23 protein-coding genes are annotated in these 24,176 nt (G+C 62.7%); 5 read left to right on the top strand and 18 right to left on the bottom strand.

What is annotated here, in order from left to right; all coding sequences use genetic code 11:
• Positions 1-171: 171 nt before the first annotated feature.
• The 14 genes from AC1DXN_RS02645 to AC1DXN_RS02580 all read right to left on the bottom strand — a co-directional run bounded on the left by AC1DXN_RS02645 (position 172) and on the right by AC1DXN_RS02580 (position 13,083).
• On the bottom strand, positions 172-801 hold the full coding sequence (locus AC1DXN_RS02645) for a sarcosine oxidase subunit gamma (RefSeq protein ID WP_477271637.1): 630 nt from the start codon (positions 799-801) through the stop codon (positions 172-174).
• Positions 794-3,775: a sarcosine oxidase subunit alpha gene (locus tag AC1DXN_RS02640; protein WP_477271639.1), complete on the bottom strand. Its 2,982-nt coding sequence runs from the start codon at positions 3,773-3,775 to the stop codon at positions 794-796. Before AC1DXN_RS02640 ends, AC1DXN_RS02645 begins: the two co-directional genes overlap by 8 nt.
• Positions 3,775-4,050, bottom strand: coding sequence for a sarcosine oxidase subunit delta (locus tag AC1DXN_RS02635; protein WP_477271641.1), 276 nt, complete (start codon positions 4,048-4,050; stop codon positions 3,775-3,777). Before AC1DXN_RS02635 ends, AC1DXN_RS02640 begins: the two co-directional genes overlap by 1 nt.
• 17 nt (positions 4,051-4,067) lie before the next feature.
• On the bottom strand, positions 4,068-5,321 hold the full coding sequence (locus tag AC1DXN_RS02630; protein ID WP_477271643.1) for a sarcosine oxidase subunit beta family protein: 1,254 nt from the start codon (positions 5,319-5,321) through the stop codon (positions 4,068-4,070).
• 35 nt (positions 5,322-5,356) lie between these two features.
• Positions 5,357-6,664 carry a type III glutamate--ammonia ligase gene (glnT, locus tag AC1DXN_RS02625; protein WP_477271645.1) on the bottom strand — a complete coding sequence of 436 codons (1,308 nt, stop codon included), beginning with the start codon at positions 6,662-6,664 and terminating at the stop codon, positions 5,357-5,359.
• A gap of 41 nt (positions 6,665-6,705) precedes the next feature.
• Positions 6,706-8,034 carry an FMN-binding glutamate synthase family protein gene (locus tag AC1DXN_RS02620; RefSeq protein WP_477271647.1) on the bottom strand — a complete coding sequence of 443 codons (1,329 nt, stop codon included), beginning with the start codon at positions 8,032-8,034 and terminating at the stop codon, positions 6,706-6,708.
• A gap of 6 nt (positions 8,035-8,040) precedes the next feature.
• Entirely contained in the window at positions 8,041-8,772 is a 732-nt protein-coding gene (locus tag AC1DXN_RS02615) for a GltB/FmdC/FwdC-like GXGXG domain-containing protein (RefSeq protein ID WP_477271649.1), read from the bottom strand.
• Positions 8,773-8,776: 4 nt separating this feature from the next.
• Positions 8,777-9,673 carry a class II glutamine amidotransferase gene (locus tag AC1DXN_RS02610; protein ID WP_477271651.1) on the bottom strand — a complete coding sequence of 299 codons (897 nt, stop codon included), beginning with the start codon at positions 9,671-9,673 and terminating at the stop codon, positions 8,777-8,779.
• A gap of 83 nt (positions 9,674-9,756) precedes the next feature.
• Positions 9,757-10,086, bottom strand: a complete 330-nt coding sequence (locus AC1DXN_RS02605) for a hypothetical protein (RefSeq protein ID WP_477271653.1) — start codon at positions 10,084-10,086, stop codon at positions 9,757-9,759.
• Entirely contained in the window at positions 10,083-10,772 is a 690-nt protein-coding gene (locus AC1DXN_RS02600) for a hypothetical protein (RefSeq protein ID WP_477271655.1), read from the bottom strand. Before AC1DXN_RS02600 ends, AC1DXN_RS02605 begins: the two co-directional genes overlap by 4 nt.
• A 45-nt stretch (positions 10,773-10,817) precedes the next feature.
• On the bottom strand, positions 10,818-12,212 hold the full coding sequence (locus tag AC1DXN_RS02595) for an APC family permease (protein ID WP_477243334.1): 1,395 nt from the start codon (positions 12,210-12,212) through the stop codon (positions 10,818-10,820).
• A gap of 14 nt (positions 12,213-12,226) precedes the next feature.
• Positions 12,227-12,388 carry a hypothetical protein gene (locus AC1DXN_RS02590; RefSeq protein WP_477243336.1) on the bottom strand — a complete coding sequence of 54 codons (162 nt, stop codon included), beginning with the start codon at positions 12,386-12,388 and terminating at the stop codon, positions 12,227-12,229.
• An 18-nt stretch (positions 12,389-12,406) separates the two neighbouring features.
• Positions 12,407-12,784, bottom strand: a complete 378-nt coding sequence (locus tag AC1DXN_RS02585) for a hypothetical protein (RefSeq protein WP_477243337.1) — start codon at positions 12,782-12,784, stop codon at positions 12,407-12,409.
• A gap of 11 nt (positions 12,785-12,795) precedes the next feature.
• Positions 12,796-13,083, bottom strand: a complete 288-nt coding sequence (locus AC1DXN_RS02580; RefSeq protein ID WP_477243339.1) for a hypothetical protein — start codon at positions 13,081-13,083, stop codon at positions 12,796-12,798.
• A 286-nt stretch (positions 13,084-13,369) separates the two neighbouring features.
• On the opposite strand from AC1DXN_RS02580, the gene AC1DXN_RS02575 reads away from it, so the two are divergent.
• The 4 genes from AC1DXN_RS02575 to AC1DXN_RS02560 are packed head-to-tail and all read left to right on the top strand — an operon-like array spanning position 13,370 to position 17,152.
• Complete coding sequence (locus tag AC1DXN_RS02575) at positions 13,370-14,503, top strand: aminomethyl transferase family protein (RefSeq protein WP_477271657.1); 1,134 nt, start codon at positions 13,370-13,372, stop codon at positions 14,501-14,503.
• A 40-nt stretch (positions 14,504-14,543) separates the two neighbouring features.
• Positions 14,544-15,140 carry a dimethylamine monooxygenase subunit DmmA family protein gene (locus AC1DXN_RS02570; RefSeq protein WP_477271659.1) on the top strand — a complete coding sequence of 199 codons (597 nt, stop codon included), beginning with the start codon at positions 14,544-14,546 and terminating at the stop codon, positions 15,138-15,140.
• Positions 15,137-16,102, top strand: coding sequence for a PDR/VanB family oxidoreductase (locus AC1DXN_RS02565; RefSeq protein WP_477271661.1), 966 nt, complete (start codon positions 15,137-15,139; stop codon positions 16,100-16,102). Before AC1DXN_RS02570 ends, AC1DXN_RS02565 begins: the two co-directional genes overlap by 4 nt.
• Before the next feature lie 9 nt (positions 16,103-16,111).
• Entirely contained in the window at positions 16,112-17,152 is a 1,041-nt protein-coding gene (locus AC1DXN_RS02560; protein WP_477271663.1) for a heme-dependent oxidative N-demethylase family protein, read from the top strand.
• A gap of 50 nt (positions 17,153-17,202) precedes the next feature.
• Here the strand turns inward: AC1DXN_RS02560 and AC1DXN_RS02555 are convergent, their stop codons facing one another.
• Positions 17,203-17,922, bottom strand: a complete 720-nt coding sequence (locus tag AC1DXN_RS02555; protein ID WP_477271665.1) for a helix-turn-helix domain-containing protein — start codon at positions 17,920-17,922, stop codon at positions 17,203-17,205.
• A gap of 344 nt (positions 17,923-18,266) precedes the next feature.
• On the opposite strand from AC1DXN_RS02555, the gene AC1DXN_RS02550 reads away from it, so the two are divergent.
• On the top strand, positions 18,267-19,625 hold the full coding sequence (locus AC1DXN_RS02550) for an NAD(P)-binding domain-containing protein (RefSeq protein ID WP_477271667.1): 1,359 nt from the start codon (positions 18,267-18,269) through the stop codon (positions 19,623-19,625).
• 15 nt (positions 19,626-19,640) lie between these two features.
• On the opposite strand, the gene AC1DXN_RS02545 is transcribed toward AC1DXN_RS02550, so the two are convergent.
• From AC1DXN_RS02545 to AC1DXN_RS02535, 3 genes are all read right to left on the bottom strand, one after another.
• The gene (locus AC1DXN_RS02545) at positions 19,641-21,620 is read right to left on the bottom strand and encodes an ABC transporter permease (RefSeq protein WP_477271669.1); all 1,980 of its coding nucleotides are present in this window, start codon (positions 21,618-21,620) and stop codon (positions 19,641-19,643) included.
• Positions 21,617-22,696 (bottom strand): quaternary amine ABC transporter ATP-binding protein, encoded by a 1,080-nt coding sequence (locus AC1DXN_RS02540; RefSeq protein WP_477271671.1) that lies wholly within the window; start codon positions 22,694-22,696, stop codon positions 21,617-21,619. The genes AC1DXN_RS02545 and AC1DXN_RS02540 overlap by 4 nt, the downstream gene beginning before the upstream one ends.
• A gap of 77 nt (positions 22,697-22,773) precedes the next feature.
• Complete coding sequence (locus AC1DXN_RS02535) at positions 22,774-23,748, bottom strand: ABC transporter substrate-binding protein (protein ID WP_477271673.1); 975 nt, start codon at positions 23,746-23,748, stop codon at positions 22,774-22,776.
• Positions 23,749-24,176 lie beyond the last annotated feature (428 nt).

The following is a 24,176-nucleotide window of genomic DNA, read 5'->3' as shown; positions in this document are numbered from 1 at the left end:
GCCGAGCGCAGCTCGGTCGGATGAGGGGTGCTGGACGGATCGCAACGGGGAAGACATAAGTACCTAGAATAGTTATATTTTTTGACGCCTAGTTTCTTCCAACACCCCTCATCCGTCTTGGCGCTGCGCGCCAAGCCACCTTCTCCCACAGGGGGAGAAGGGAAGGGCGCGCTACGCCAAATCCTCCGAATGCGCGATCGCCACGCCATATTCCGCAGCCGAATCCAGCATCGTATGCCAAAGGCTCTCGGCGAACGTCGCAAACACCAGAACGTTAAACACCGCCAGTCCATCCGCCCGATCATTCCCGCGCCAGAGCGTGACGCTGGTATGATCCATCGAGGTCGCGGCAGCAGCGCCAACCGAAAATGCCGCCGGATGCAGATCGATCGACGACAGCTTTGCCAGCATGGTGCGTGCCTTGGCACCGGAGATACTGATCAGCGCGCGCGCATGAGATTGATCCGACAGCGAGGCGGACGATGCAAAGGCCGGGCCGAGTTCTCCGGTCCCATGCTTGCCGCCCTTGGTCAGGACAAAAAACTGATCCGGTCCGGACCAGATCAGCGTCGCATCCGCCGTGTCGACCGCCTTCGGTGTTTCCGGAGCCGCCACGCCGAAGCGGGCCTGCGCGGCCTCCGCAACCTCTGCCGCCTTGCCGCGCCGCGCCATTACCTGCACGAGGTCGAAATTGCGGACTTCGGTCAGCGAGACGCCGGCCTCGATGCCGCCCGCGCCATGCGCGCCGGCGGCAAGCGCCCGCTCAAGCGGGCTGCGAATGTCCCAGGAAAACTCAGCCACGCTGGCGCCCTCCATCCGGATCGTAGAAGACGGGATTGCAGAGCTCGACATCATAGTCCTCGCCGCGCAGCGGATCATGCGCATGGACGATCTCGCCGATGCGCCCGCGCCCGCGTTCGACCAGCCCGAGCCCGATCCATTGGTCGAGCGTCGGCGAGAAGCAGACCGAGGTGACGTAGCCCTGGTCATTGCCTGGGCCGGGTGTCTGGCCCTTCGGAATGATGTGCGCGCCGGAGCGCAAACGGCGCGCCTTGTCGACCGGCCTGATACCGACCACGACCTGCCGGTCCGACGCCACGAGCGCTTCGCGGCCGGCCATGCTGCGGCCAATAAAGTCCTTCTTGGTCGACATCATCTTGCCGAGGCCGAGGTCGCCCGCGGTCGTGGTGCCGTTCAGTTCCGGCCCGGCGACATGGCCCTTTTCGACGCGCATAACGCCGAGCGCCTCGGTGCCGTAGGGCGTCACGCCGAATGGCGCGCCGGCCAGCATCAAATTGCGCACCAGCGCCTCGCCATAGCGGGCCGGAACGGAAATCTCGAACGCCATTTCGCCGGAGAACGAGATGCGGAACAGCCGCGCCTTGATGCCGCCGCGCAGCGCCACTTCGCGCGCGCCCATGAACGGAAAGCCTTCGTTGGAAAGATCCTCGGCCGGATCGACGATTTCTTTCAGCAGGTCGCGAGTCTTGGGTCCGGCGATGGAGAACTGCGCCCACTGGTCGGAGACAGATGTGAGCTGCACGTCGAGCTCGGGGAACAGCACCTGCCGGCAGAATTCGAGATGCTGCATCACCAGCCCGGCCTTGGCCGTGGTGGTGGTCAGGAAATAATGATCCTCGGCCAGCCGCGACGTGGTGCCGTCGTCATAGACGATGCCGTCCTCGCGCAGCATCAGCCCGTAGCGGGCTTTGCCCACGGCAAGGCTGGAGAAGGTGTTGATGTAGACGCGGTCGAGGAACGCGCCGGCATCCGGGCCATGCACGTCGATTTTACCCAGCGTCGAGACATCGCAGAAGCCGACGCCGCCGCGCACCGCCTTGACCTCGCGGGTCACCGATTCCAGCCAGTCCTTCTCGCCGGCGCGCGGATACCACTGCGCCCGCTTCCACAGGCCGGTGTCGACAAAGATGGCGCCCTGTTCGGCCGCCCAATGATGCGAGGGTGTCAGCCGCGTCGCATGGAAAGTCTCGTCACGATGATGACCGGCGAAGGCGCCGATGGCGACGGGCACGTAAGGAGGCCGGTAGATCGTCGTGCCAGTTTCCGGAATGGACCTGCCGCTGACCGCAGCCATGATGGCGAGGCCGGCGACATTGGATGTCTTGCCCTGGTCGGTGGCCATGCCGAGCGTCGTGTAGCGCTTCAAATGCTCGACCGATTCAAACCCTTCACGCTGCGCCAGTTCGATGTCTGACGCGGTGACGTCGTGCTGGTAGTCGACAAAGGCTTTTCCTTTACCGGCGACATGCCAGAGCGGGGTCAGGGAGAAGGCCTCGTCATCGGCGACCGGGGTCGCGCCTGCCGTGCCGCTGCGACCGGCACCAGCTGCCGCCGCAGCACCGGCGGCAAAACCTTGGCTCAGGCAGGCGCCGAGTCCGAAAGCGCCGTTGGCGGCACCGACGGCGACCATGCCGGGAGGCGCTCCGTCTGGCACGAAAGCGGCAATAGCGTCCTGCCATTTCGGCCGGCCACGATGGTAGGAGGTCAGTCCGACCGCCGGGTTCCAGCCACCGGAAACGGCGAGCCCGTCGGCCTCGACTTCGGCGCGCGCGCCACCGGAGAGCGATACCGCAATTTTCCGAACGCCGTCCTTGCCGCCATCGACACCGCTGACGGAGCCGTGCAGTACGGTGAACCCGTTCTTAGAGGCGAGCGAGCGATGGGCTGGAGATACGTCAGGCCGTGCATCGACGACCGCCGCGATCTGCAACCCTGCGGCTAGCGCGGTCTCGACCGTGCGCCAGCCATCCTCATTGTTGGTGAACAGCGCGACGCGCTTTGCCGGAGACGCCGCATAGCGCGCGACATAGGTCCGCATCGCCGAAGCCATCATCACGCCGGGCGTATCATTGCCGGCAAAGACGATCGGCCGCTCGATGGCGCCGGCCGCGACAATGCAGCGCTTGGCCACGATCCGCCACAGCCGTTGGCGCACCTGGTGCTCGGGCGGCAAGGGCAGGTGGTCGCTGACCCGCTCGATCGCGCCATAGGTCCCACCATCATAGACGCCGAAAAGCGTCGTGCGGCTCATGATGCGCACGTCCGGCAGCGCGGCAAGTTCGGCCAGCGTGCGAAAAATCCATTCGGCTGCCGGCAGGCCGTCGATCGTGCCCCCGTCGGAGAGCAGGCGGCCACCGAGCGTAAAATCTTCCTCGCACAGGATGACGCGGGCGCCGCTTCGACCGGCGGCGAGTGCTGCCGCAAGCCCCGCCGGGCCGGAGCCGGCGATCAGCACATCACAATGCGCCCACGCCTTGTCGTAGTGGTCGGGATCGGCAACGCCTGCAGCGCGGCCGAGACCGGCAGCACGGCGGATCGCCGGTTCGTAGATCGCTTCCCAGAATTTCGCGGGCCACATGAAGGTCTTGTAGTAGAAGCCGGCGACGAAGATCGGCGCGAACAGCTGGTTGACCGACATCACATCGTGGCGCAGCGACGGCCAGCGGTTCTGGCTGGCGGCTTCGAGGCCGTCATAGAGTTCGGCAGTGGTCGCCTTGGTGTTCGGCTCACGCCGTGCGCCGGTGCGCAACTCGACCAGCGCGTTGGGCTCTTCCGAGCCGGCGGTGAGGATGCCGCGCGGCCGATGGTACTTGAACGAGCGGCCGACCAGCTTGACGCCATTGGCGATCAGTGCCGAGGCCAGCGTGTCGCCCTGGAAGCCGGAGAGCGTCTTGCCGTCGAAGCGGAAATTCAGCAGCGCCGAGCGGTCGATGAGGCCGCCGCTGGCCAGCCGATTTGTCTGTGCGCCGGCCATCACGCGCCAACCTTGGCGGCGCCAACACCCGCCGCCGGTTCCACCGCCGAAATCTCGTGCGTCAGCGTGTTGCGGGCGATCTTCAGCCAGGCCCGGCAGCCGCCGCCATGGTACCAGTATTCGCTGGTCTCGCCGGCGATATTGTCGCGCAGATAGACATAGTCGAACACCGCGTCTTCCGGGGCGTCGGCCTCTGGTCGCACCGGCTTGGCGTCGCCGAGATAGGTGAACTCGCCGAGTTCGCGTTCGCCGCAGAAGGGACAGACAATACGCATGCTCTTTCAGACCGCCTTCAATGCAGGTTCGGTTGGGCGCCCTGGCCCTTTTCGTCGATCATTGCACCGCGCCGGAAACGGTCGAGGCGGAACTTTGCGGCTTCAACATGCGACTCGTCTCGCGCCAGAAGATGGGCAAAGACGAAGCCGGAGCCGGGCGTCGCCTTGAAGCCGCCATAGCACCAGCCGGCATTGAGATAGAGCCCGTCGACCGGGCTCTTGTCGATGATCGGCGAGCCATCCATCGACATGTCCATGATGCCGCCCCACTGGCGCAGCAGCCGCACGCGGCCGATCATCGGCATCAGCGCCATTCCGCCCTCGCAGACGTCTTCCATCACCGGCAAATTGCCGCGCTGGGCATAGGAATTGTAGCCGTCTATATCGCCGCCGAAGACGAGCCCGCCCTTGTCGGACTGGCTGACATAGAAATGGCCGGCGCCGAAGGTCATGACACCGGGGATCAGCGGCTTGATCGCCTCGGAGACGAAGGCCTGAAGCACATGGCTTTCGATCGGCAGCCGCAACCCGGCCATCGCTGCGACGCGCGAGGTGCTGCCGGCAACCGCCATGCCGACCTTGCCGGCGCCGATCTTGCCGCGCGAGGTCTCGACGCCGGTCACCTTGCCGTTGGCGTCTCTGACAAAGCCGGTGACCTCGCAATTCTGGATGATGTCGACGCCGAGTGCGCTCGCTGCATGGGCGTAGCCCCAGACCACGGCATCGTGACGCGCCGTGCCGCCGCGCCGCTGCAACAGCCCGCCTTGCACCGGAAAGCGTGCATTGTCGAAGTTCAGGAACGGGATCATCTTTTTGATCGCCGGGAGGTCAAGCAGTTCGGCATCGATGCCGTTGATCCGCATGGTGTTGCCGCGCCGCGCATAGGCGTCGCGTTGTGCGTCGGAGTGATAGAGATTGAGGACGCCGCGCTGGCTGACCATCGTGTTGTAGTTGAGATCCTGCTCCATCCGCTCCCACAGCTTCATCGACAATTCGTAGAAGCCGGTATTCCCGGGAAGGCCGTAATTGGAGCGAATGATGGTGGTGTTGCGGCCGGCATTGCCGGAACCGATCCAGCCCTTTTCGAGCACGGCGACATTCTTGATGCCGTACTCGCTGGCCAGGAACCACGCGGTCGCCAGGCCATGGCCGCCGCCGCCGATGATCACCACATCGTAGCGGTCTTTCGGCGTGGCGTCGCGCCAGGTGCGCTGCCAGTTCTTGTGGCCGGAAAAGGCGGCGCGGGCGAGCGAGAAGATCGAGTATTTCATAAATTCATTCCGAGGTCGCTCGCACCGCTGGGACGTTAGATATCCAGCGTGTGGTCACGCTCCCATTGCGTGAAGTGCGAAGCATAGGAATTCCATTCCTGGTGCTTCAGCTTTAGGTAGGCCGCCGAGAATTCCTCACCCAGCGCCGCCTTCAGCGATTTGTCCTTGTCGAACTCACGCAACGCATCGAGCAGGTTGAGCGGCAGTTTTGGCGCGCCCTTCACCGTATGCCCGAACTGGTACATGTCGATGTCGTAGCGCTTGCCGGGATCGGCCTTGGAGCGGATGCCGTCGAGACCGGCGGCGATGATGACGGCCTGCAGCAGATACGGGTTGGCCGCACCGTCGGGCAGGCGCAGTTCGAAGCGGCCGGGGCCGGGCACGCGCACCATATGGGTGCGGTTGTTGCCGGTCCAGGTCACCGTGTTCGGCGCCCAGGTGGCGCCCGAAATGGTGCGCGGCGCGTTGATGCGCTTGTAGGAATTGACCGTCGGGTTGGTGATCGCGGCAAGCGCGGAGGCATGCTTCATGATGCCGCCGAGGAAATTCTTGCCCTTGGCCGACAGGCCGAGTTCCATTGCATTGTCGGCAAAGACATTGGTCTTGCCCGCCTTGTCCCATACCGAGATGTGGGCATGGCAGCCATTGCCGGTCAGGCCCTGGAAGGGTTTCGGCATGAAGGTGGCGCGCAGGCCATGCTTTTCCGCCACAGACTTGACCATGAACTTGAAGAAGGAGTGCTTGTCGGCGGTCGCCAGGGCGTCATCGAAGGCCCAGTTCATCTCGAACTGGCCATTGGCGTCCTCATGGTCGTTCTGGTAGGCGCCCCAGCCGAGCGCCAGCATGTGGTCGCAGATCTCGGCGATGACATCGTAGCGGCGCATCACCGCCTGCTGGTCGTAGCAGGGCTTCGACGCGGTGTCGTACTCGTCGGATATCGTTTTGCCGTCCGGCGAAATCAGGAAGAACTCGGCCTCGACGCCGGTCTTGACATGCATGCCATCGCTCGCCGCCTCGGCAATCAGCCGCCGCAGCGTGTTGCGCGGCGTCTGGTCGACTTCCTTGTCGTCCATGATGCAGTTGGCGGCGACCCAGGCGACCTCTGGCTTCCATGGCAGCTGGATCACCGAATCCGGATCCGGCACCGCCAGCATGTCGGGATGAGCCGGCGTCAGGTCGAGCCAGGTGGCAAACCCGGCAAAGCCGGCGCCGTCCTTCTGCATGTCGGCGATGGCTTGCGCCGGCACCAGCTTGGCACGCTGCCCACCGAACAGGTCGGTGTAGGAAATCATGAAATATTTGACGCCGTTCTCTTTGGCGAAGGCGGCGAGATCGTTCCCCATTATAGTTCCTCGCTTGATGGTATTTTTGCTATTCGGATGTCTTAGAAGCCGTTCTTCCCCGGTATCCAGTTGGTGCCGGCCAGCGGCACGCCGGCCATGGCGGCGGCTTCGATGGTGAGCGCGACGAGATCCTCGGGCTCGAGATTGTGCAAGCTGTTCTTGCCGCAGGCCCGCGCGATGGTCTGTGCTTCCAGCGTCATCACCTTCAGATAGTTCGCCAGCCGCCGTCCGGCGGCGATCGGGTCGACCCGCTTCATCAGTTCTGGGTCCTGCGTGGTGATGCCCGCGGGGTCGCGCCCCTCGTGCCAGTCGTCATAGGCGCCAGCCGTGGTGCCGAGCTCGTTGTACTCGGCCTCCCAGCGTGGGTCGTTGTCGCCGAGCGCGACAAGCGCTGCCGTGCCGATGGAAACCGCGTCGACGCCGAGCGCCAGCGCCTTTGCGACATCGGCACCGTTGCGGATGCCACCGGAGACGATCAGCTGCACCTTGCGGTGCATGCCGAGATCCTGCAGCGCCTGCACCGCCGGCCTGATGCAGGCAAGCGTCGGCTGGCCGACATTCTCGATGAACACTTCCTGGGTGGCCGCGGTGCCGCCCTGCATGCCGTCGACGACGACGACATCGGCGCCCGCCTTCACCGCAAGGGCTGTGTCGTAATAGGGCCGCGCGCCGCCGACCTTGACGTAGATCGGCTTTTCCCAGTCGGTGATTTCGCGCAGTTCGAGGATCTTGATCTCGAGATCGTCGGGCCCGGTCCAGTCGGGATGGCGCGAGGCCGAACGTTGGTCGATGCCTTTCGGCAGCGTGCGCATTTCGGCGACACGGTCGGAAATTTTTTGGCCAAGCAGCATGCCGCCGCCGCCGGGCTTGGCGCCTTGGCCGACGACCACTTCGATGGCATCGGCCCGGCGCAGGTCGCGCGGGTTCATGCCGTAACGCGAGGGCAGGTACTGATAGACCAGTTGCTTGGAATGGCCGCGCTCTTCCTCGGTCATGCCGCCATCGCCGGTGGTGGTCGAGGTGCCCGACAAGGTCGCGCCACGGCCTAGCGCTTCTTTCGCCGGGCCGGACAGCGAACCGAAGCTCATGCCGGCAATGGTGATCGGGATCTTCAGCTCGATCGGCTTCTTGGCATAGCGCGAGCCGAGCACGACGCTGGTGTCGCAGCGCTCGCGATAGCCTTCCAGCGGATAGCGCGAGATCGAGGCGCCAAGGAACAGCAGGTCATCGAAATGCGGCAGCCTGCGCTTTGCGCCGGCACCACGAATGTCATAGATACCGGTCGCCGCGGCGCGGCGGATTTCAGAGAGCGTGTAGTCGTCGAAGGTCGCGGATTTGCGCGGCGTCGTCGGCGGGTTGCGATAGGTCATGCTGCCTCAATACGCGTCGGCGTTGTCGATATTGAAATTGTAGAGCGTGCGCGCCGAGCCGTAGCGCTTGAACTCGGACGGCTTGACCCCGGTCACGCCGGCGCGCTCGAGCAGGCCCTTCAGCAGCTCAACGTGCTCTGGCCGCATCTCCTTGGCGATGCAGTCGGCACCCAGGCTGTCGACCTTGCCGCGCACGAACAGCCGCGCCTCGTAGATGGAGTCGCCCAGCGCATCGCCAGCGTCGCCCAGCACCACCAGATTGCCCGACTGCGCCATGAACGCCGACATGTGCCCGATATTGCCATGCACGACGATGTCGATGCCCTTCATCGAAATGCCGCAGCGCGACGAGGCATTACCCTCGATGACCAGCAGCCCGCCCCTGCCGGTGGCGCCGGCATACTGGCTGGCATCGCCTTTGATGGTGATCGAGCCCGACATCATGTTTTCGCCGACACCCGGTCCGGCCGAGCCGTGCACGGTGATCGTGGCGCCATCATTCATGCCGGCACAATAATAGCCGACGCTGCCGCGCACATCGATGGTGACCGGCTGGTCGACGCCGACGGCGACCGAATGGTTGCCCTTCGGGTTCAGCACTTCCCAGGCCGTTTCGTTCGACCCGGGGGTCAGACTGTGCAGGGCCTGGTTGAGCTCGCGCAACGACAGCTCGTCGAGGTCGAAGACCCTCGCAGCGTGGTCGTGCGTCACCGTCTTTGAAAGTTTCGTTGCCGGCATGAACTCAATGCTCCCAGAAATAAACGGTCGCGGGCTCGGGTTCCCAGACCTTGGCGCCGTCTATGCCGGGCAGTTTGGTGAGCGCGCGATACTCCGAGCCGAAGGCGACATACTGGTCGGTCTCGGCCATGACGGCAGGCTTGCAGGCGATCGGATCGCGCACCACGCCAAAGCCGTTCTTGGTGCCGACGACGAAGGTGAAGAAGCCGTCGAGGTCGGAGAGCGTGCCCTCCAACGCCTCGCCGAGGTTCTTGCCATGCGCCATCTGTGACGAGAGATAGGCGGCGGCGACCTCGGTGTCGTTCTCGGTCTCGAACTTCATGCCTTCGCGGATCAGTTCGCGGCGGACATTGTTGTGGTTGGACAGCGAGCCATTGTGCACAAGGCATTGGTCGGCGCCGGTCGAGAACGGATGCGCGCCCATTGTCGTCACCGCCGATTCCGTAGCCATGCGGGTATGGCCGATACCATGCGTGCCGGTCATTGAGCGCACGTCGAAGCGGTCGACGACCGCCTCGGGCAACCCGACTTCCTTATAGATCTCGACAACGTCGCCGGCGCCCATGATCCGGATGTCGGGGCGCAGCGCCTGGATGGCCTCGCGCGCTTCGTCGATCTTAGCCGGCGTGGTCCTGACGACGGCGTGGGTCGATTTCACGCTGATCGTCACCGGCGTGCCGATGGCCTTGGCCAGCTCGGCGTCGAGGCCGCGAAAATCGCGCTCCGGCTTGGCCGACTGGATGGTGATCTTGGCTTCATTCCTGGCAGGCGCGCCATAGATGGCGATGCCGGCGCTGTCGGGACCGCGATCGCTGAGCGAGATCAGCATCTGCGACAGCATCGCGCCGAGCTGGGGCTCAAGCGACTTGTCCTTCAAAAACAGTCCGACGATTCCGCACATGTCAGGCTCCCGAGGTTGTTCCCTTGGAGATGTATCGAATGAGTCCCGGGAATTCAATTGGTATGAAAAAAATATTCCTCTCGTTATATGTCAACCTGTGCATCGCCGCCCGGACTATCGCCGCCCGTGCGGGCGCTGTGGACCCATTTGGCGGTGCGGATGCGGGCGATCTTGTAAGCGTCGAGCACCGACAAGGCGTAGATCAGGAAGCCGCCGGCATGGCGACCGACAAAGGAGGCGTCAGGCGGCGCGATCTTGGCCGTCACCCAGGCCAGGATCACCATGAAGAAAAGAAACTGCAAACCGCGCACCGGCACACCCAGAATGACATGCCCGCTTGCCGGCAAAACAATCGCGGCGCCAAGCACCAGATACGGATTTGCCGGTGCGGGTGAGGTTGTGGAACTGGTCATGCCGCCTGCCGTTCGCGTTGATTGATGGCATCGCGCAGCGCCGATGCCGAAATCAGCAATTTTTCGATCAATGCCGGCTCGAGCCTGGCGCCGCCGAATTCAGCCTGCCGGAACACGCCATAGCGCGCCCGCTCGGCCTCCGCCAGCAGCCAGACGATGCGCACGCCTTTCGGGGTGATCAGCAGTTCCTTGGCGCGCCCCTCGGCAAAGATCTCGAGATGATTGGCGATGGTATCCTGCGGGAAGCGCACGCCTTTGCGGTCGGTTCGCACCACCGCCTCGGCTGGAAAGTCAGAGACCTTAGGCAGCGTGTGGTCGAGATGATCGAAATTGGAAAAGGTCGTCGGCGAACCCGGCCGCATCATCATGTCGAGAGTGCCAGGCACCGCGACCGGTTCGGTGATCGAGACGGACAGCCAGCGGGCAGGGAGCTTTCTCGTCGCCAGCGTGTCGACAATGGTGCGCACTTGCACACGTTGGCCCTTCCACGAGCCGGCAAAGGTAACGACACCGGCGGCACCGTCCGAGATGTTGACTGCATCTGCAATCACGGTGCGGACGCCGGCTTCTTCGGCCACCAGTGCGGCCATGGCCTTTTTTCCATTGGCGCGCGCAAGCCAGGCGAGGTGAACGACGAGTGCCAGGGCGATGAGCCCGGCCAGCAATGCTGACGTCACTTCAAACACCTCGTCAAACCAGGCCCGCCCCAGGGGCGAGCACCCTTACCTCGTTCAATAGCCCTGTGGCTTCGGCCACGGCATGGTGAACTGATCGCCGCGGCGCACGAATTTGTAGCGGTAGAAGTGGAACCACAGCGAGATCAGGAAGTAGAAGGCGACCATGGCGATCAGCTGCGAGCCGAAGCCGAGGAAGATGGCAAAGAAGGTCACCACGCACAGGCAAAACAGCACGATCGCCGGCAGCGGATGGAACGGATGCGTATAGCCGCGGCGGATCGAGCCGAGCGGCCACTTCTTCCTGAACATGACGATGTTGATGCTCATGAAGGTGTATTGCAGCACGCCCGACAAGATCGAGAAGGTGATCGCCTGGTTGAGGTCGGCGATGAAGGCAAAGGCGAGCGCGATCGGCAGCAGGAACAGGATCGAGCGGTAGGGGGTGCGGTATTTCGGATGCACGGCCGAGAACCAGGTCGGCAGATAGCGGTCGCGGCCGAGTGAGAACCAGGCCCGAGCGGCGTCGTTGATGCAGCCATTGGCGGAGGCGATGGCTGCAAGCAGCGTGGCGATGAACAACAGGTTCTCCAGCAGTGGGCTGCCGGTCAACTTGCCCGCATCCCAGAGCGGATAGTAGGTAATCCCCAGATACTCCCACGGCATCATCGAGGCGCAGACATACCAGGTCATGGCGGCGGCGATCAAAAGCGTGATCATGCCGGCCATGGTGCCGTAGGGCAGCGAGCGGGCCGGCGAGCGCACTTCCTCGGCCGCCTGCGTGGTGCCCTCGATGCCGAGATAGTACCAGATGCCGAACTGGAAGGCGGCGATGACGCCGATCCAGCCGTAGGGCAGGGCGTTGCCGGGGGTAACCAGTTCGTTGAGCTTCAGCACGGCACCTTGCGTCCACGGGCTGACCGAGAAAAACAGGATGACGATCGAGACATAGGCGATCGCGGTGACGACGAAATTGACGTTGAGCGTCATCAGCACGCCGCGATAGTTCAGCCACGCCAGCACGACGATGGTGGCGGCGATGAATGAATTGTGGGTGAGCCCTTCGACGCCCGCCTTGGCGACGATGGTATCGCCGAGCAGAATGGCGTCCGAGACTTCGAGCATGGTGTAGGCAAAGACCAGGAACAGCGCGACGTTGAACGCCATCAGCGGCCCGACTATGTGCTTGGCCTGCGCGTACTGGCCGCCGGCGGCGGCGACGGTCGAGGTGACCTCGGAATCGATCATGGCGACCGAGGTGTAGAGCAGTCCGACGATCCAGCAGACGATCAGCGCCGCCAGCGCGCCGCCCTTGTCGGCCGAGAAATTCCAGCCGGTGAACTCGCCGACCAGAACGATGCCGACGCCGAGTGCCCAGACATGGGCCGGGCCGAGCACCCTGAGCAGTGAAACCCTGTCGCCGTGGATCGTGGGTTCAAGCGCCATCGTCATTGATCAATCCCCACTCAGATCCGGTGTTCTTCGGAGGCGGCTTCAAGTTCGCCTTCACGTGACGAGGTCAAAACCTCTTCGGAGAATGTCGTGTCGATCTTGAACCAGTCGTAAAGCATCCACAGCGTGAGCACGATCGAGATGCCCCACGATGCATAAGAGAGTGCGGTCCACATGATGATGCTTCCCCGGATTTACTTGTCGTCGAACTTTTCGTTGATGACGTCGCGGTATTCGCGATCGGAGGCGCGGAACAGGAAGACGAAATAACCGATCAGCACCGCGGCCATGATGATCAGCGTCGGCCAGTCGATGACATAGTGGAAGTGGTTCTGGATGATGTCGTGCGCGGTCTCGGGCGTGTAGCCGAGCTTTTCCCAGATCGACGCCATGGTCGGGTTCTGGCCCAGCGATTCCCAGGTCTTGGTATCGAGTGCGTCGATGGATTTCGCCGCCCCGGCCAGCCCCAGTTTCAGCGGCAGCCACAGCGCCACGAAAATGGCGACCACCACGACGATGATATCGAAGATCTGCCCGGCCTTGCTTTGCAACGGCGGCGTGTAGCGCGGCATCTCAATTCCCCTCAGGACTTGCGGTTGCGGAACGCGTCGGCGTTCTTGATGTCGAGCCCGTAGATGAAGTCCTTATCTTCCTTGTAGTGACTGACCATCGCCAGGATGGCGGCTGTGTTGAAGATCAGCACGGCGGCGGCGGCAATTGCGACGACGATCTTGATCCCGGTGTCCGGGATGTATGGCCATGTCATGATGAGGACGAAGAGGATCGTCGCCCACAGGCAGACGATCAGGAGTACCGATCCGCGCACGTCGGAACGGTACAGCGCTTCGATGCGCTGTTGCAGGTCTGACATCGGTTTTTCCCCTTTTCCAGCGCCCGGCCCCGAATTGGCCGCCCGCTGCCCTCTTTCAACAGAGTGAAATTTTTTTCATAAATTCAGACCGAATTCCGCAATTGTCAAGCCGAATTTACGTGGGGTTAACCGTTTGTCCCCAACCACGAATCTTGCCTGACAATGAAATTATTTGCTTATGGGTATTGCGGCATCCGAACGTTTGCGGTCAATATTCGCTCAAAGCCCCCGCCGCTGCGCAGGGGGCAGGGAACGCAATAGAGTTTTCGAAACGGAGGACGAGCGGATGACGGCATCCTGGAGATTTTCGACCCTGGCGGATCGCCACCGCGCGCTCGGCTCGAAGCTCGAAGATTGGAGCGGCATGGGAACCGCATGGACCTACGACAAGGATGCCGACGAGGAGTATGTCGCCATCCGCACCAAGGCCGGGCTGATGGACGTCTCGGGCCTGAAGAAGGTTCATATCACCGGGCCGCACGCCTCACACCTGATCGACCTTGCCACGACGCGCGACGTGGAAAAGATTTATCCCGGCAAGTCCGCCTATGCCTGCATGCTGAACGAGCAGGGCAAATTCACCGACGACTGCATCCTCTACCGCACCGGCCCCAACGCCTGGATGGTCGTGCATGGTTCGGGCACCGGCCATGAGGAATTGCAGCGCGCTTCGGTGGGCCGCGATGTCTCGCTGCGCTTCGACGACAATCTGCATGACTTGTCGCTGCAGGGACCGACCGCGGTCGACTATCTGGCCAAGCATGTGCCTGGCATTCGCGACCTCAACTATTTCCATCACATGCAGACGCAGCTGTTCGGTTTTCCCGTCATGATCTCGCGCACCGGCTACACTGGCGAGCGCGGCTATGAGATCTTCTGCCGCGGCCAGGATGCCGGCACGATCTGGGACAGGATCCTCGACGAGGGCAAGAGCGCCGGCATCATCCCCTGCCGTTTCACCACGCTCGATATGCTGCGCGTCGAAAGTTATCTGCTGTTCTATCCCTACGACAATTCGCAAAAATATCCGTTCGACAATGAAGGGCCTGGCGACACGCTGTGGGAACTCGGCCTCGACTTCACCGTCAGCCCGGGGAAGACCGGCTTYCGCGGCGCCGAGGAGCACTAYCGCCTSAAGGGCAAGGAGCGCTTCAAGATCTTCGGCGTGCTGCTCGAAGGCAACGAGCCGGCCGACGAGGGCGCGCCGGTCTATCGCGACGGCAAAAAGGTCGGCGTGGTGACTTGCGCCATGTATTCGCCGCTGGTGAAGAAATCGATGGGCATCGCCCGGCTCGATGTCGACTGCGCGGTACAGGGCACCAAGCTCGAAATTCGCAACAGGAGCGGGGCGATCAAGGCGACGGCTGAGCCGCTTCCCTTCGACGACCCGAAGAAGACCAAGCGCACGGCGAAAGGTTGAGGCATAGTCAGCGGCGAGGGGTTCGAGGCATAAACAGAGAATGGCAGCCAAAAGCATCATCAGCCGGCCCGTTTACGGAACCTTGTCTCCGCAGCCCGGCAAGCACCATCTTTTCGTGGCGGATGCGGAGGGTGCGCTGGCGATATCAGAGCTGGCCGCCAGGGCGCCGGCGGGTTTTTTCGGCGACGCCCACATCATCTTCATCCCCGGCCATGACGGCAAACATGTCGCTACGCTCGAGGCCCTGAAGCCGGCGCAGTTCTATCAGAGCCCTTCCGTCGCCAGTGCTCTGCCACGACTGAAACAGACGCTGACCAACGCGCATATGGGCCTGCGCCTCTATCTCGCCGGCACTGAAGGGCTGATCGGCCAGGCCATGCAGGCAGCTCTTGAGGCCGGCATCGACCACACTTCGATTCAGACCGAGCACCGTGGCTCGCTGGCGCGCCGCATGCAATGCGTCCACTGCAAGGGCATCACCGAGAACGTGACGACACAGCCGGCGACCTGTGCGCATTGCGGCCTCCTGCTGTTGGTTCGCGATCACTATTCAAGGCGCATCGCCGCCTTCCAGGGCGTCTGCATCAACGCCGAGGACCGCAGCGAAATTCCTCCTTTGGAGGAGATCTTTCCATGAGCACCGGCACAACCAAACTCGATGTCGTGGTTAGCGATGTCGTTCCGGTCAACGATCTGGTGACGCGCTACCATTTTCGCCGGCGTGACGGCCAGCTGTTGCCGACATTTTCCGGCGGCGCCCATGTCGTCGTCGAAATGCGCGATGGCGAGCGCACCCGGCTCAATCCCTATTCGCTGATGGGCTCGCCGCTCAACACAAGCGAATACACCATCTCGGTGCGCCGCGACGACGTCGGCCGCGGCGGCTCGCTGTTCATGCACCGGTCCGTCAAGCCGGGGCTGGAGATGGTGATCAGCTACCCGGTCAACTTGTTCTCGCTCGACCTGCGCGCCAAAAAACATTTGATGCTGGCCGGCGGCATCGGCATCACGCCGTTCATGGCGCAGACCGCGCAACTGGCGGCCGAAGGCGGCAATTTCGAATTGCACTACACCTGCCGCACCGCTTCGCTCGGAACCTATGCCGACGTGCTGCAGGAGCGCTATGGCCGCCGCATCCGGCTCTATCACGACGATCTGGAAGAGCGCATCGAGCTCGACCGCCTGCTCTCCTCCCAGCCGCTCGGCACGCACCTCTATGTCTGTGGCCCCTCGGGCATGATTGGCTGGGTGCGCGACCGCGCAGCTGCACTCGGCTGGCCATCGGAGACGGTGCATTTCGAACATTTCGCCGCGCCGCAGCCGGGCGCGCCCTTCGATGTCACGCTCGCCGTCAGCGGCAAGACGATCCGCGTCGGCGAGCAGCAGAGCCTGCTCGAAGCGATCGAGGCGGCCGGCGTCGATCCGCCCTATCTCTGCCGCGGCGGTGTCTGCGGCCAGTGCGAAACCAACGTCATCTCTTATGACGGCAAGTTCATCCACAACGACCACTGGCTGAGCGAGGAAGACCACCGCTCCGGCTGCAAGATCATGCCGTGCGTCTCGCGCTTCGAGGGCCGGTCGCTGGTGCTGGAACGGTAGGAGGAAATCATGGGCATCACCTTTCGCAAGGAAACGTTCCGCGACGATTTCACCTTCAGGAACAGCCCGGAACACATCAGGCGGTTTCCGTTTCCGTTCCACGAAGACAGCTACATGTATGCGGTCAATATCGAGCCGCATGTCCTGGGGCCGAAGGGCAGCGTGCTGGAAAACCTGATCGACGTCGACGAGCACTATGTCGCCGAGATGCAGGACCGTGCGCTGGTACTGGCCGAGGATCCGCTGCGCTGCCAGTCGCTGCCGCATATGACGCTGGCCGGCTGGGACCTGCTCGAACTGCTGATGGAACAGCAGGCGCTCGGCTATCCCGAGCATTTCACGCTGACCCGCGACGGAGACCGCTGGCGCTGGATCAACCGGCCGCTCGGCATCGACGACAGCTTCACCTTCGGCGACACCTCGACGCTGCCTTACGGGCCGATGGAGTACATCACCCGGCAGAGCCAGGGCGATTTCTGCATCCTCGACCAGCGCGACGGCAATCTGTGGATGGATGCCGGCATGGTCACCACCCAGGCCGACTGGTCGCTCGATTTCGACATCGGCATGAATTTTTTCGAGTGGCACGCGCCGGTGCCGCTGGCGCATGAGAAGGGGATTTTTGTCAGGGCGCTGAAGTTCCTCACCAACATCCAGCAAGGCAAGCCGGCGCGGCGGCTGAACTGGACGATGACCATCAATCCGCGGCTCGACACCAGCCCGGAAAATTATCACAAATGGGGACCGGACCGCACCACCGTGACGCCGGACAATGTCGGCGACAAGGTGCATCTGCGCGTCGAACTGCAGAGCTTCTGGCGGCTGCCGCGCTCGAACGGCATCGTCTTCCCGATCCGCTGTTATCTGATCAAGATGGACGAACTGGTGACGCAGCCCAAATGGGCACGGCGCCTGCACCGCGTGATACGCGATCTTCCCGACGAGCTCGCCAATTACAAGGGCCTGACGCGGTATAGGCCGACACTGGTGGAATGGCTGTCGAAGTTGGATGACGGGAGTGCGACGAGCCCAGGGTTTGGGCCGGATTGAAGCTGCCGCCGAAGCTGCCAATCTCCCCCACGAGGGGGGAGATTGGCTACTTAGCCCGCGCTCTGCGGATAGCAAATAATCGACAAATACCGCATCGGCAGCTGCGTCAGCTTCTCCGGCCCATGCGGTGCATCGGCGTCGAAGAACAGGCTGTCGCCGGGCTTCATCGGGTAGAGGTTGCTGCCGTGCCGGTAAACGACCTCGCCTTCGAGCATATAGAGAAACTCCATGCCCTCATGCTGGAAGGTCGGAAACACATCGGAATCCTCGGTCAGCGTGATCAGGTAAGGTTCGACGACAACGCCGCTGGTGTTGGAGCCGATATGGCCGAGCAGATTGTACTGGTGGCCGGCGCGCGTGCCGCGCCGCTCGACATCGAGCCCTTCGCCGGCCTTGACGAAGACCGCGCTGCGCTCTTCCTCGAAGCGGCGGAAGAAGGCGGTGACCGGAACGCCGAGCGCCCGCGACAGCGCCTGCAGCGTTGTCAGCGACGGCGAGGTGATGCCGTTTTCGATCTTCGACAGCATGCCCAGCGAAATGTCGGTGGCGACCGCCAGATCGGCGACGGTGATGCCGAGCTTCTTGCGGAACGCCCTGACTTCACGGCCGATCGCCACCTCCAGCACCTTTTCGCGCGTGTCACGAATGGCATGCGGGTTCTGCGTCAGCGGCGCGCGGATGGTTCGCCCGTCCGTTGCCGCTCCTTTCAGCGACGGCTTGGTCTTCGCGACCGCGGAGCCAGGCTTGAGATCGGATGCTGTTTTCGCCATGTCGCCACCATCCCAAGACTCTGCAGATTTATTTCACTCAAGGTGAACATAATCGGTGCCGATACAGAAGCGCAACCGCCCCGACAAGCCATTTGCGGTCCGTCCCCGTATTTTGCCGGCGCCGGCGATTGCGGTTTTTCACCAGAAGTTGCCCCGGCGAAACGCGGTTTTGCCACAAGGCCAGTTGACAGCATCAAAGGGGCAATTACTGTACTGTGAGTGAAATTTGTTTCGTAAGAGCAATTCCAGAAAACGTGTAAAACGGTTTTCTGGGAAAAGCTCACGGCGCTTTCCCTTGGGAATTGCGTCAAAACAAAAGTCGAAATCAGATTGGGAGGCTCGGAATGAAAAGTCGCGTTGCGGTCATCGGAGCCGGACCGTCCGGCATGGCGCAGCTCAGGGCCTTCAAGTCGGCCGCCGACAAGGGCGCCGATATTCCCGAAATCGTCTGCTTCGAAAAGCAGTCGGACTGGGGCGGCCTGTGGAACTATACCTGGCGCACCGGCCTCGACGAGCATGGCGACCCGGTGCACGGCTCGATGTACCGCTACCTCTGGTCAAACGGGCCGAAGGAATGCCTGGAATTCGCCGACTACACATTCGAGGAGCATTTCGGCCGACCGATCGGCTCCTACCCGCCACGCGCCGTGCTGTGGGACTACATCAAGGGCCGCGTCGAAAAATCCGGCGTGCGCAAATGGGTGCGCTTCAACAGCCCGGTGCGCATGGTGACGTTTTCCGACACGACGAAAAAGTTCACTGTCACCGCGCATGATCGCACCAACGACGTTACGTACTCCGAAGAGTTCGACAATGTCGTCGTCGCCTCCGGTCATTTCTCCGTGCCCAACGTGCCTTATTTCGAGGGCTTCGCCACCTTCAATGGCCGCATCCTGCACAGCCATGATTTCCGCGACGCCATGGAATTCAAGGGCAAGGACATATTGATCATCGGCCGTTCCTATTCGGCCGAGGACATCGGTTCGCAATGCTACAAATATGGCGCCAAATCGATCACCTCCAGCTACCGTTCGAAGCCCATGGGCTTCAAATGGCCGGAGAATTGGAAGGAAGTGCCGCTGCTGCAGAAGGTCGTCGGCAAGACCGCGCACTTCAAGGACGGCACATCAAAGGACGTCGACGCCATCATCCTGTGCACAGGCTATTTGCATTCCTTCCCGTTCCTTACCGAAGAGCTGAAGCTCAAGACCGCCAACCGCATGTGGCCGGACGGGCTCTATGAAGGCGTCGTCTGGGAGAAGAACCCAAAGCTGTCCTTCATCGGTATGCAGGACCAGTTCTACACCTTCAACATGTTCGATGCGCAGGCCTGGTTTGCCCGTGACGTCATCATGGGCCGCATCAAATTGCCGTCGGCGCAGGCGATGGCAGCGCACGGCGCGAAATGGCGGGCGCGTGAGGAAACGCTGGAAGACGCCGAGCAAATGATCTGGTTCCAGGGCGACTACACCAAGGAATTGATGGAGCAGACCGACTATCCCGGCTTCGATGTCGAGGCGGTCAACCAGACCTTCATGGAGTGGGAGCACCACAAGGCGGAAGACATTATGAGCTTCCGCGACCATGCCTACCGCTCGCTGATGACCGGCACCATGGCGCCGCTGCACCACACGCCGTGGCTGCAGGCGCTGGACGATTCGATGGAGAGCTATCTCGAGGTCAAGGGTGTCGCGGCGGAATAGCCGCGACCTCTCAGCCTACCCCAGCCTTGCCCTGGCCTTCGCTGTCCAGGCATTGAACAGCCGGTCGGCGACGATGCCGATGAAGGCTATGGCGAGGCCGGCGACGATGCCGCGGCCGGAATCGGCCTTGGACAGCGCGATGAACACCTCCTGGCCGAGATCGCGCGTGCCCACCATGGCGCAGATGATGATCATCGCCAGCGCCATCAGGATGGTCTGGTTGACGCCCAGCATGATCTCGGGAAGCGCCAGCGGCAGTTGCACGCGAAAGAAGGTCTGGCGCGGGGTGCAGCCCGAAACCTTGGCAGCCTCGATCAGCGCCGGCGGCACCTGGCGGATGCCGTGATTGGTGTAGCGGATCGCCGGCACCACGGCGAAGGCTATCGTTGCGATCATCGCGGTGACGTCGCCGACCCGAAACAGCATCACCACCGGGATGATGAAGCAGAAGGACGGCAGCACCTGCAGCGTGTCGATAACAGGCGTGACGATCTTTTCGAAGCGGTCGCTGCGTGAGGCCATCAGCCCGATTGGGATGCCGATCAGGCATGCGATGAAGGCCGAGATACCGCAGAGATAGACCGTCGCCATGGTCTTTTCCCACAGCCCGGTGATGGCGCAAAAGGCGGTCAGCGCGGCGACCAGGGTGGCCAGCCGCAACCCGCCGAGCTGGTAGCCGGCCAGGCCAAGAAGAGCAACCGCGCCCAACCACGGAAAGCCCTCGCAGAAGGCGCGCACCGGGTTCAGCATATTGAGGATCAGTGCGACACGGAACGCCTCGATCGTGTCGAAGAAATTGATCGTGATCCAGCTCACCGCTGCCTTCCACAACGGCGCGGTGGTGAAGGTGATCGCCTTGGGCACCGCGGCGAAGGCCGGCACGAACAGCCCGAGCAGCGTGGTCGCGGCAAGGATGAGAACCGCCAGCGTCAGATTGGGATAGCGCCGCCAGAAGCGCGGGCTGACTTCCTGATGGACGTGGCCCTTCGCATGATTGTGGGCGATGGCCTGGCTCAGCCGGTCGAGCGCGATGGCCAGCGCGACGATGGCAAGGCCGGCTTCCATCGCCTCGCCGACCTTCAGTGCTCGCAGCGCAAGCAGCACATCGTAGCCGAGGCCGCCGGCGCCGATCATCGAGGCGATGATCACCATGTTCAGCGCCAGCATGATCACCTGGTTGACGCCGACCATCAGCGTCGGGCGCGCCGACGGCAAAAGCACGCGCCACAGTTTCTGCCGCGCCGTGCAGCCGGCCATCTCTGAGAAATCATCGATCTCGGACGGCACCCTGGACAGGCCCAGCATCGTTGCCCGCACCATCGGCGGCGTGGCGAAGATGGCGGTCGCGATCATTGCCGAAACCGGGCTGTTGCCGAACAGCAGCAGCATCGGGATGAGATAGGCGAAGGTCGGGATTGTCTGCATCAGGTCAAGGGCAGGGGAGACGATCAGTCTCTCGGCCCATGGCTTGCGCCACGCCCAGATGCCGGCGAACAGCCCGGTGACGATGCAGAACGGCACGGCGATCGAGATCAGCCCGAGCGTCAGCATGGCGCTGGTCCATTGGCCGAACAGCGCAATGTAGAGGAAACAGCCGCCGACAAGCATGCCGAGTTTTCGGCCGCCAGCGGCATGCCCGGCAAGGAAGGCGGCGGCGCAGACGCCGACCCAGGACAGGCGCGGCAAGACATAGGCGTCGGCGCCGTGACCGATCTTGAAGCTCTTGGCGAGCAGATTGAGCGCGAAATCGAGGGGAACGCCGAGCACGGCGGTGATCGAGCGGGTCAGCCACGACAAGTTCGACTTGATCCAGCGCATCAGCGCGCTGACCCAGTCGGCGACCGGGACAACCGCCTCGGCGGGATAATTGACCGCCCAGGGCAGCCTGTCCTGCTGCAGGAACACCACCAGCACGGCGGCAAGTGCCAGCGCCCAGATTAGCAGCCAGCGCTGAACCGGCGGTCTTGCCTCACTGGCGCTCGCCGTCACCGTCATGCGCCGGCTCTCGGTCTGTCCAGACCGGCCAGCAGCCCGATCACCGCTTGCGGCGTCACTTCGCCGATTGGCTTGCCGGTGCCGTTGACCACCGCGAACGGCTTGCCCGAGGCGACGATGCTGGCCGAGAAACTGGCGATCTTGGCATCGGGCGAAACCGTGCCGCCATGCTCCGAGCCATCGCAGGCGCGCATCAGGCTGCGCGCCGAAATCACCTTGGCGCGGTCGACGTCGCGGGTGAATTCGGCGACATAGTCGGTCGCCGGATTGACCACCAGCTGTTCCGGCGTGCCGATCTGGATGACCTCGCCGTCCTTCATGATGGCGATGCGGTCGGCCAGCCTTATCGCTTCGTCGAAATCATGGGTAATGAAGACGATGGTCTTGTGCAGCATGGTCTGCAGCCGCATCAGCTCGTCCTGCATCTCGCGGCGGATCAGCGGATCGAGTGCCGAGAACGGCTCGTCGAGGAACCAGATTTCCGGCTTGGTGGCGAGGCTGCGGGCGATGCCGACGCGCTGCTGCTGGCCGCCCGAAAGCTCGCGCGGATAGAAATGCTCGCGGCCGCGCAAGCCGACGAGTTCGATGACTTCTTGCGCCCGTTTTTCGCGCGTCGGCCGGTCCTGCCCCTGGATGCTCAGCGGGAAGGCGATGTTCTCCAGCACGTTGAGATGCGGCAGAAGCGCAAAATTCTGGAACACCATGCCCATGCGGTGGCGCCGCAATTCAATCAGCGCGGCATCGGAGATTTTCAGCAGATCCTTGCCTTCGAATTCGACCTTGCCATGGGTCGGCTCGACCAGCCTGGACATGCAACGCACCAGCGTCGACTTGCCGGAGCCGGACAGGCCCATGATGATGAAGATCTCACCCTGGCGTATCTCGAGGTCGACGGCGCGCACGGCGCCGACCAGCCCGGCCGCTGCAACGTCCGCCATGCTGGCCTTGCCGTCGCGCTCGCGGATGAAATTGGCTGCGTTCGCGCCAAACAGCTTCCACACATTGCGGCAGGCAAGTTTTATCGGGCGGGCATCCGCGCCCGTGGAGATCACGCCTTGTTCAGTCGTATCCGTCATTCGTTTGTCCTTCTGGAACATCAAAAACTGAGGCCCGGCTGATCAACAGCCGGGTCTCACTTTTCCAGTCGGAACGATCACTGCGCCCAGGCTTTCCAGTCGGCTTCGTGGGCGGCGATCCAGGCAGCGGCGACGTCTTCCGGTGTCTTACCATCGAGATCGATCTCGCCGCTCATCTTGTTGAGCTCGTCGGTATCGACCGTGAAGGCTTTCGCCACCTTGTAGGCGACCGGCCACTTGTCCTTCATGCCGGACCAGGAATACTTCCAGATCTCGCCATGCGGCTTGCCGCAGTCATATTTGGCATCGGGGTTGGTGCCCCATTTCGGGTCGTTGTAGCACTCGGGCGTGTATTCGGGGAATTGCACCCATTCGCCCTTGTACTTGGCCGGCGCCCAATGCGGCGAATAGATCCACAGCATGATCGGCGCCTTGCGCTGATAGGCCGAATCCAGTTCGGCAAACATCGCCGCATCGGTGCCGGCATGGATGACGGTGAAGGGCAATTTCAGCGCTTCGACGCGTTCGTCGTCAAACCCTTCCCAGGTCACCGGGCCGCCGAGATAGCGTCCCTTCGGCGCCGTCTCCGCCGTCGAGAACGACGCCGCGCATGTCGGGTCGAGCAGTGCATGCCAGTCCGGCAAGGTCGGGCATTTTTCTTTCATGTATTCGGGAAACCACCATTCTTCCTTGGCCTTCGGTCCGAGCTTGCCGAGACGTTCGGTCTGTCCGGTCGCGTCGGACGCTTTCATGGCTTCGCCGGCCGTCGTGTCCCAGAATTCGAGGCCGACATCGAGATCGCCATTGGTGAGGCCGGTGGTCAGGCTGGAGAGATAATCGGCGGTCGGATATTCGACCGTGTAGCCGAGCTTTTCGAGAATGCCGCCGAGGATCTTGGCGTTCAGATTGACGCTGGTCCAGTCGAACAGCGCGATCTTGATCGGGTCGTTGGATTCAGGCGCGGCCGCCTGGGCCGAAGATGTCAGTGCGCTTGCCGCGGCAAGTGCGAAGGCTCCCATTGATAGTTTCGAAATCACACTCCGAAATGACATGCTTGTTCTCCTGTCAAACCACGTGGAAGTTCTCAGTCGTTCCCTTCTTGCGTCTTTTCTTGATTGTGTTGGGAAAGCTCGTCGTTGCGCAAGGCCGTTGGCACCATAATGCCGCCGGCGTTGAAGCCGGCGCAGAGGGGTGGTGCCCAATTTCGTGAAAATGTCGTGCGGGACGAGACCGCGTCATGGCTGCCGACGGATTGCTGCGCAAGCAATCATCCGCGGATCGATCGCCGCTCTTGCGGCGCTCTGAGACGTGCGAGCCATCAAGGTTCCATGATCTCGGCTGTCAGCCTGGCAAGCCCCACCTCGCCAAAGCCGTTTCATGGGATGAAATTATATATACCAACGTTCATCTTGCGCAACGCACAATGCCGTTCGCAGCGCGAAATTCGAACGGCATTGGCTAGTCGCCGACGCTCGCAGCG

This window comes from Mesorhizobium sp. P2_H9, from assembly GCF_056403215.1.
The sequence above is the reverse complement of the archived record's forward strand: the minus strand, read 5'-3'. Positions and strand labels throughout refer to the sequence as shown.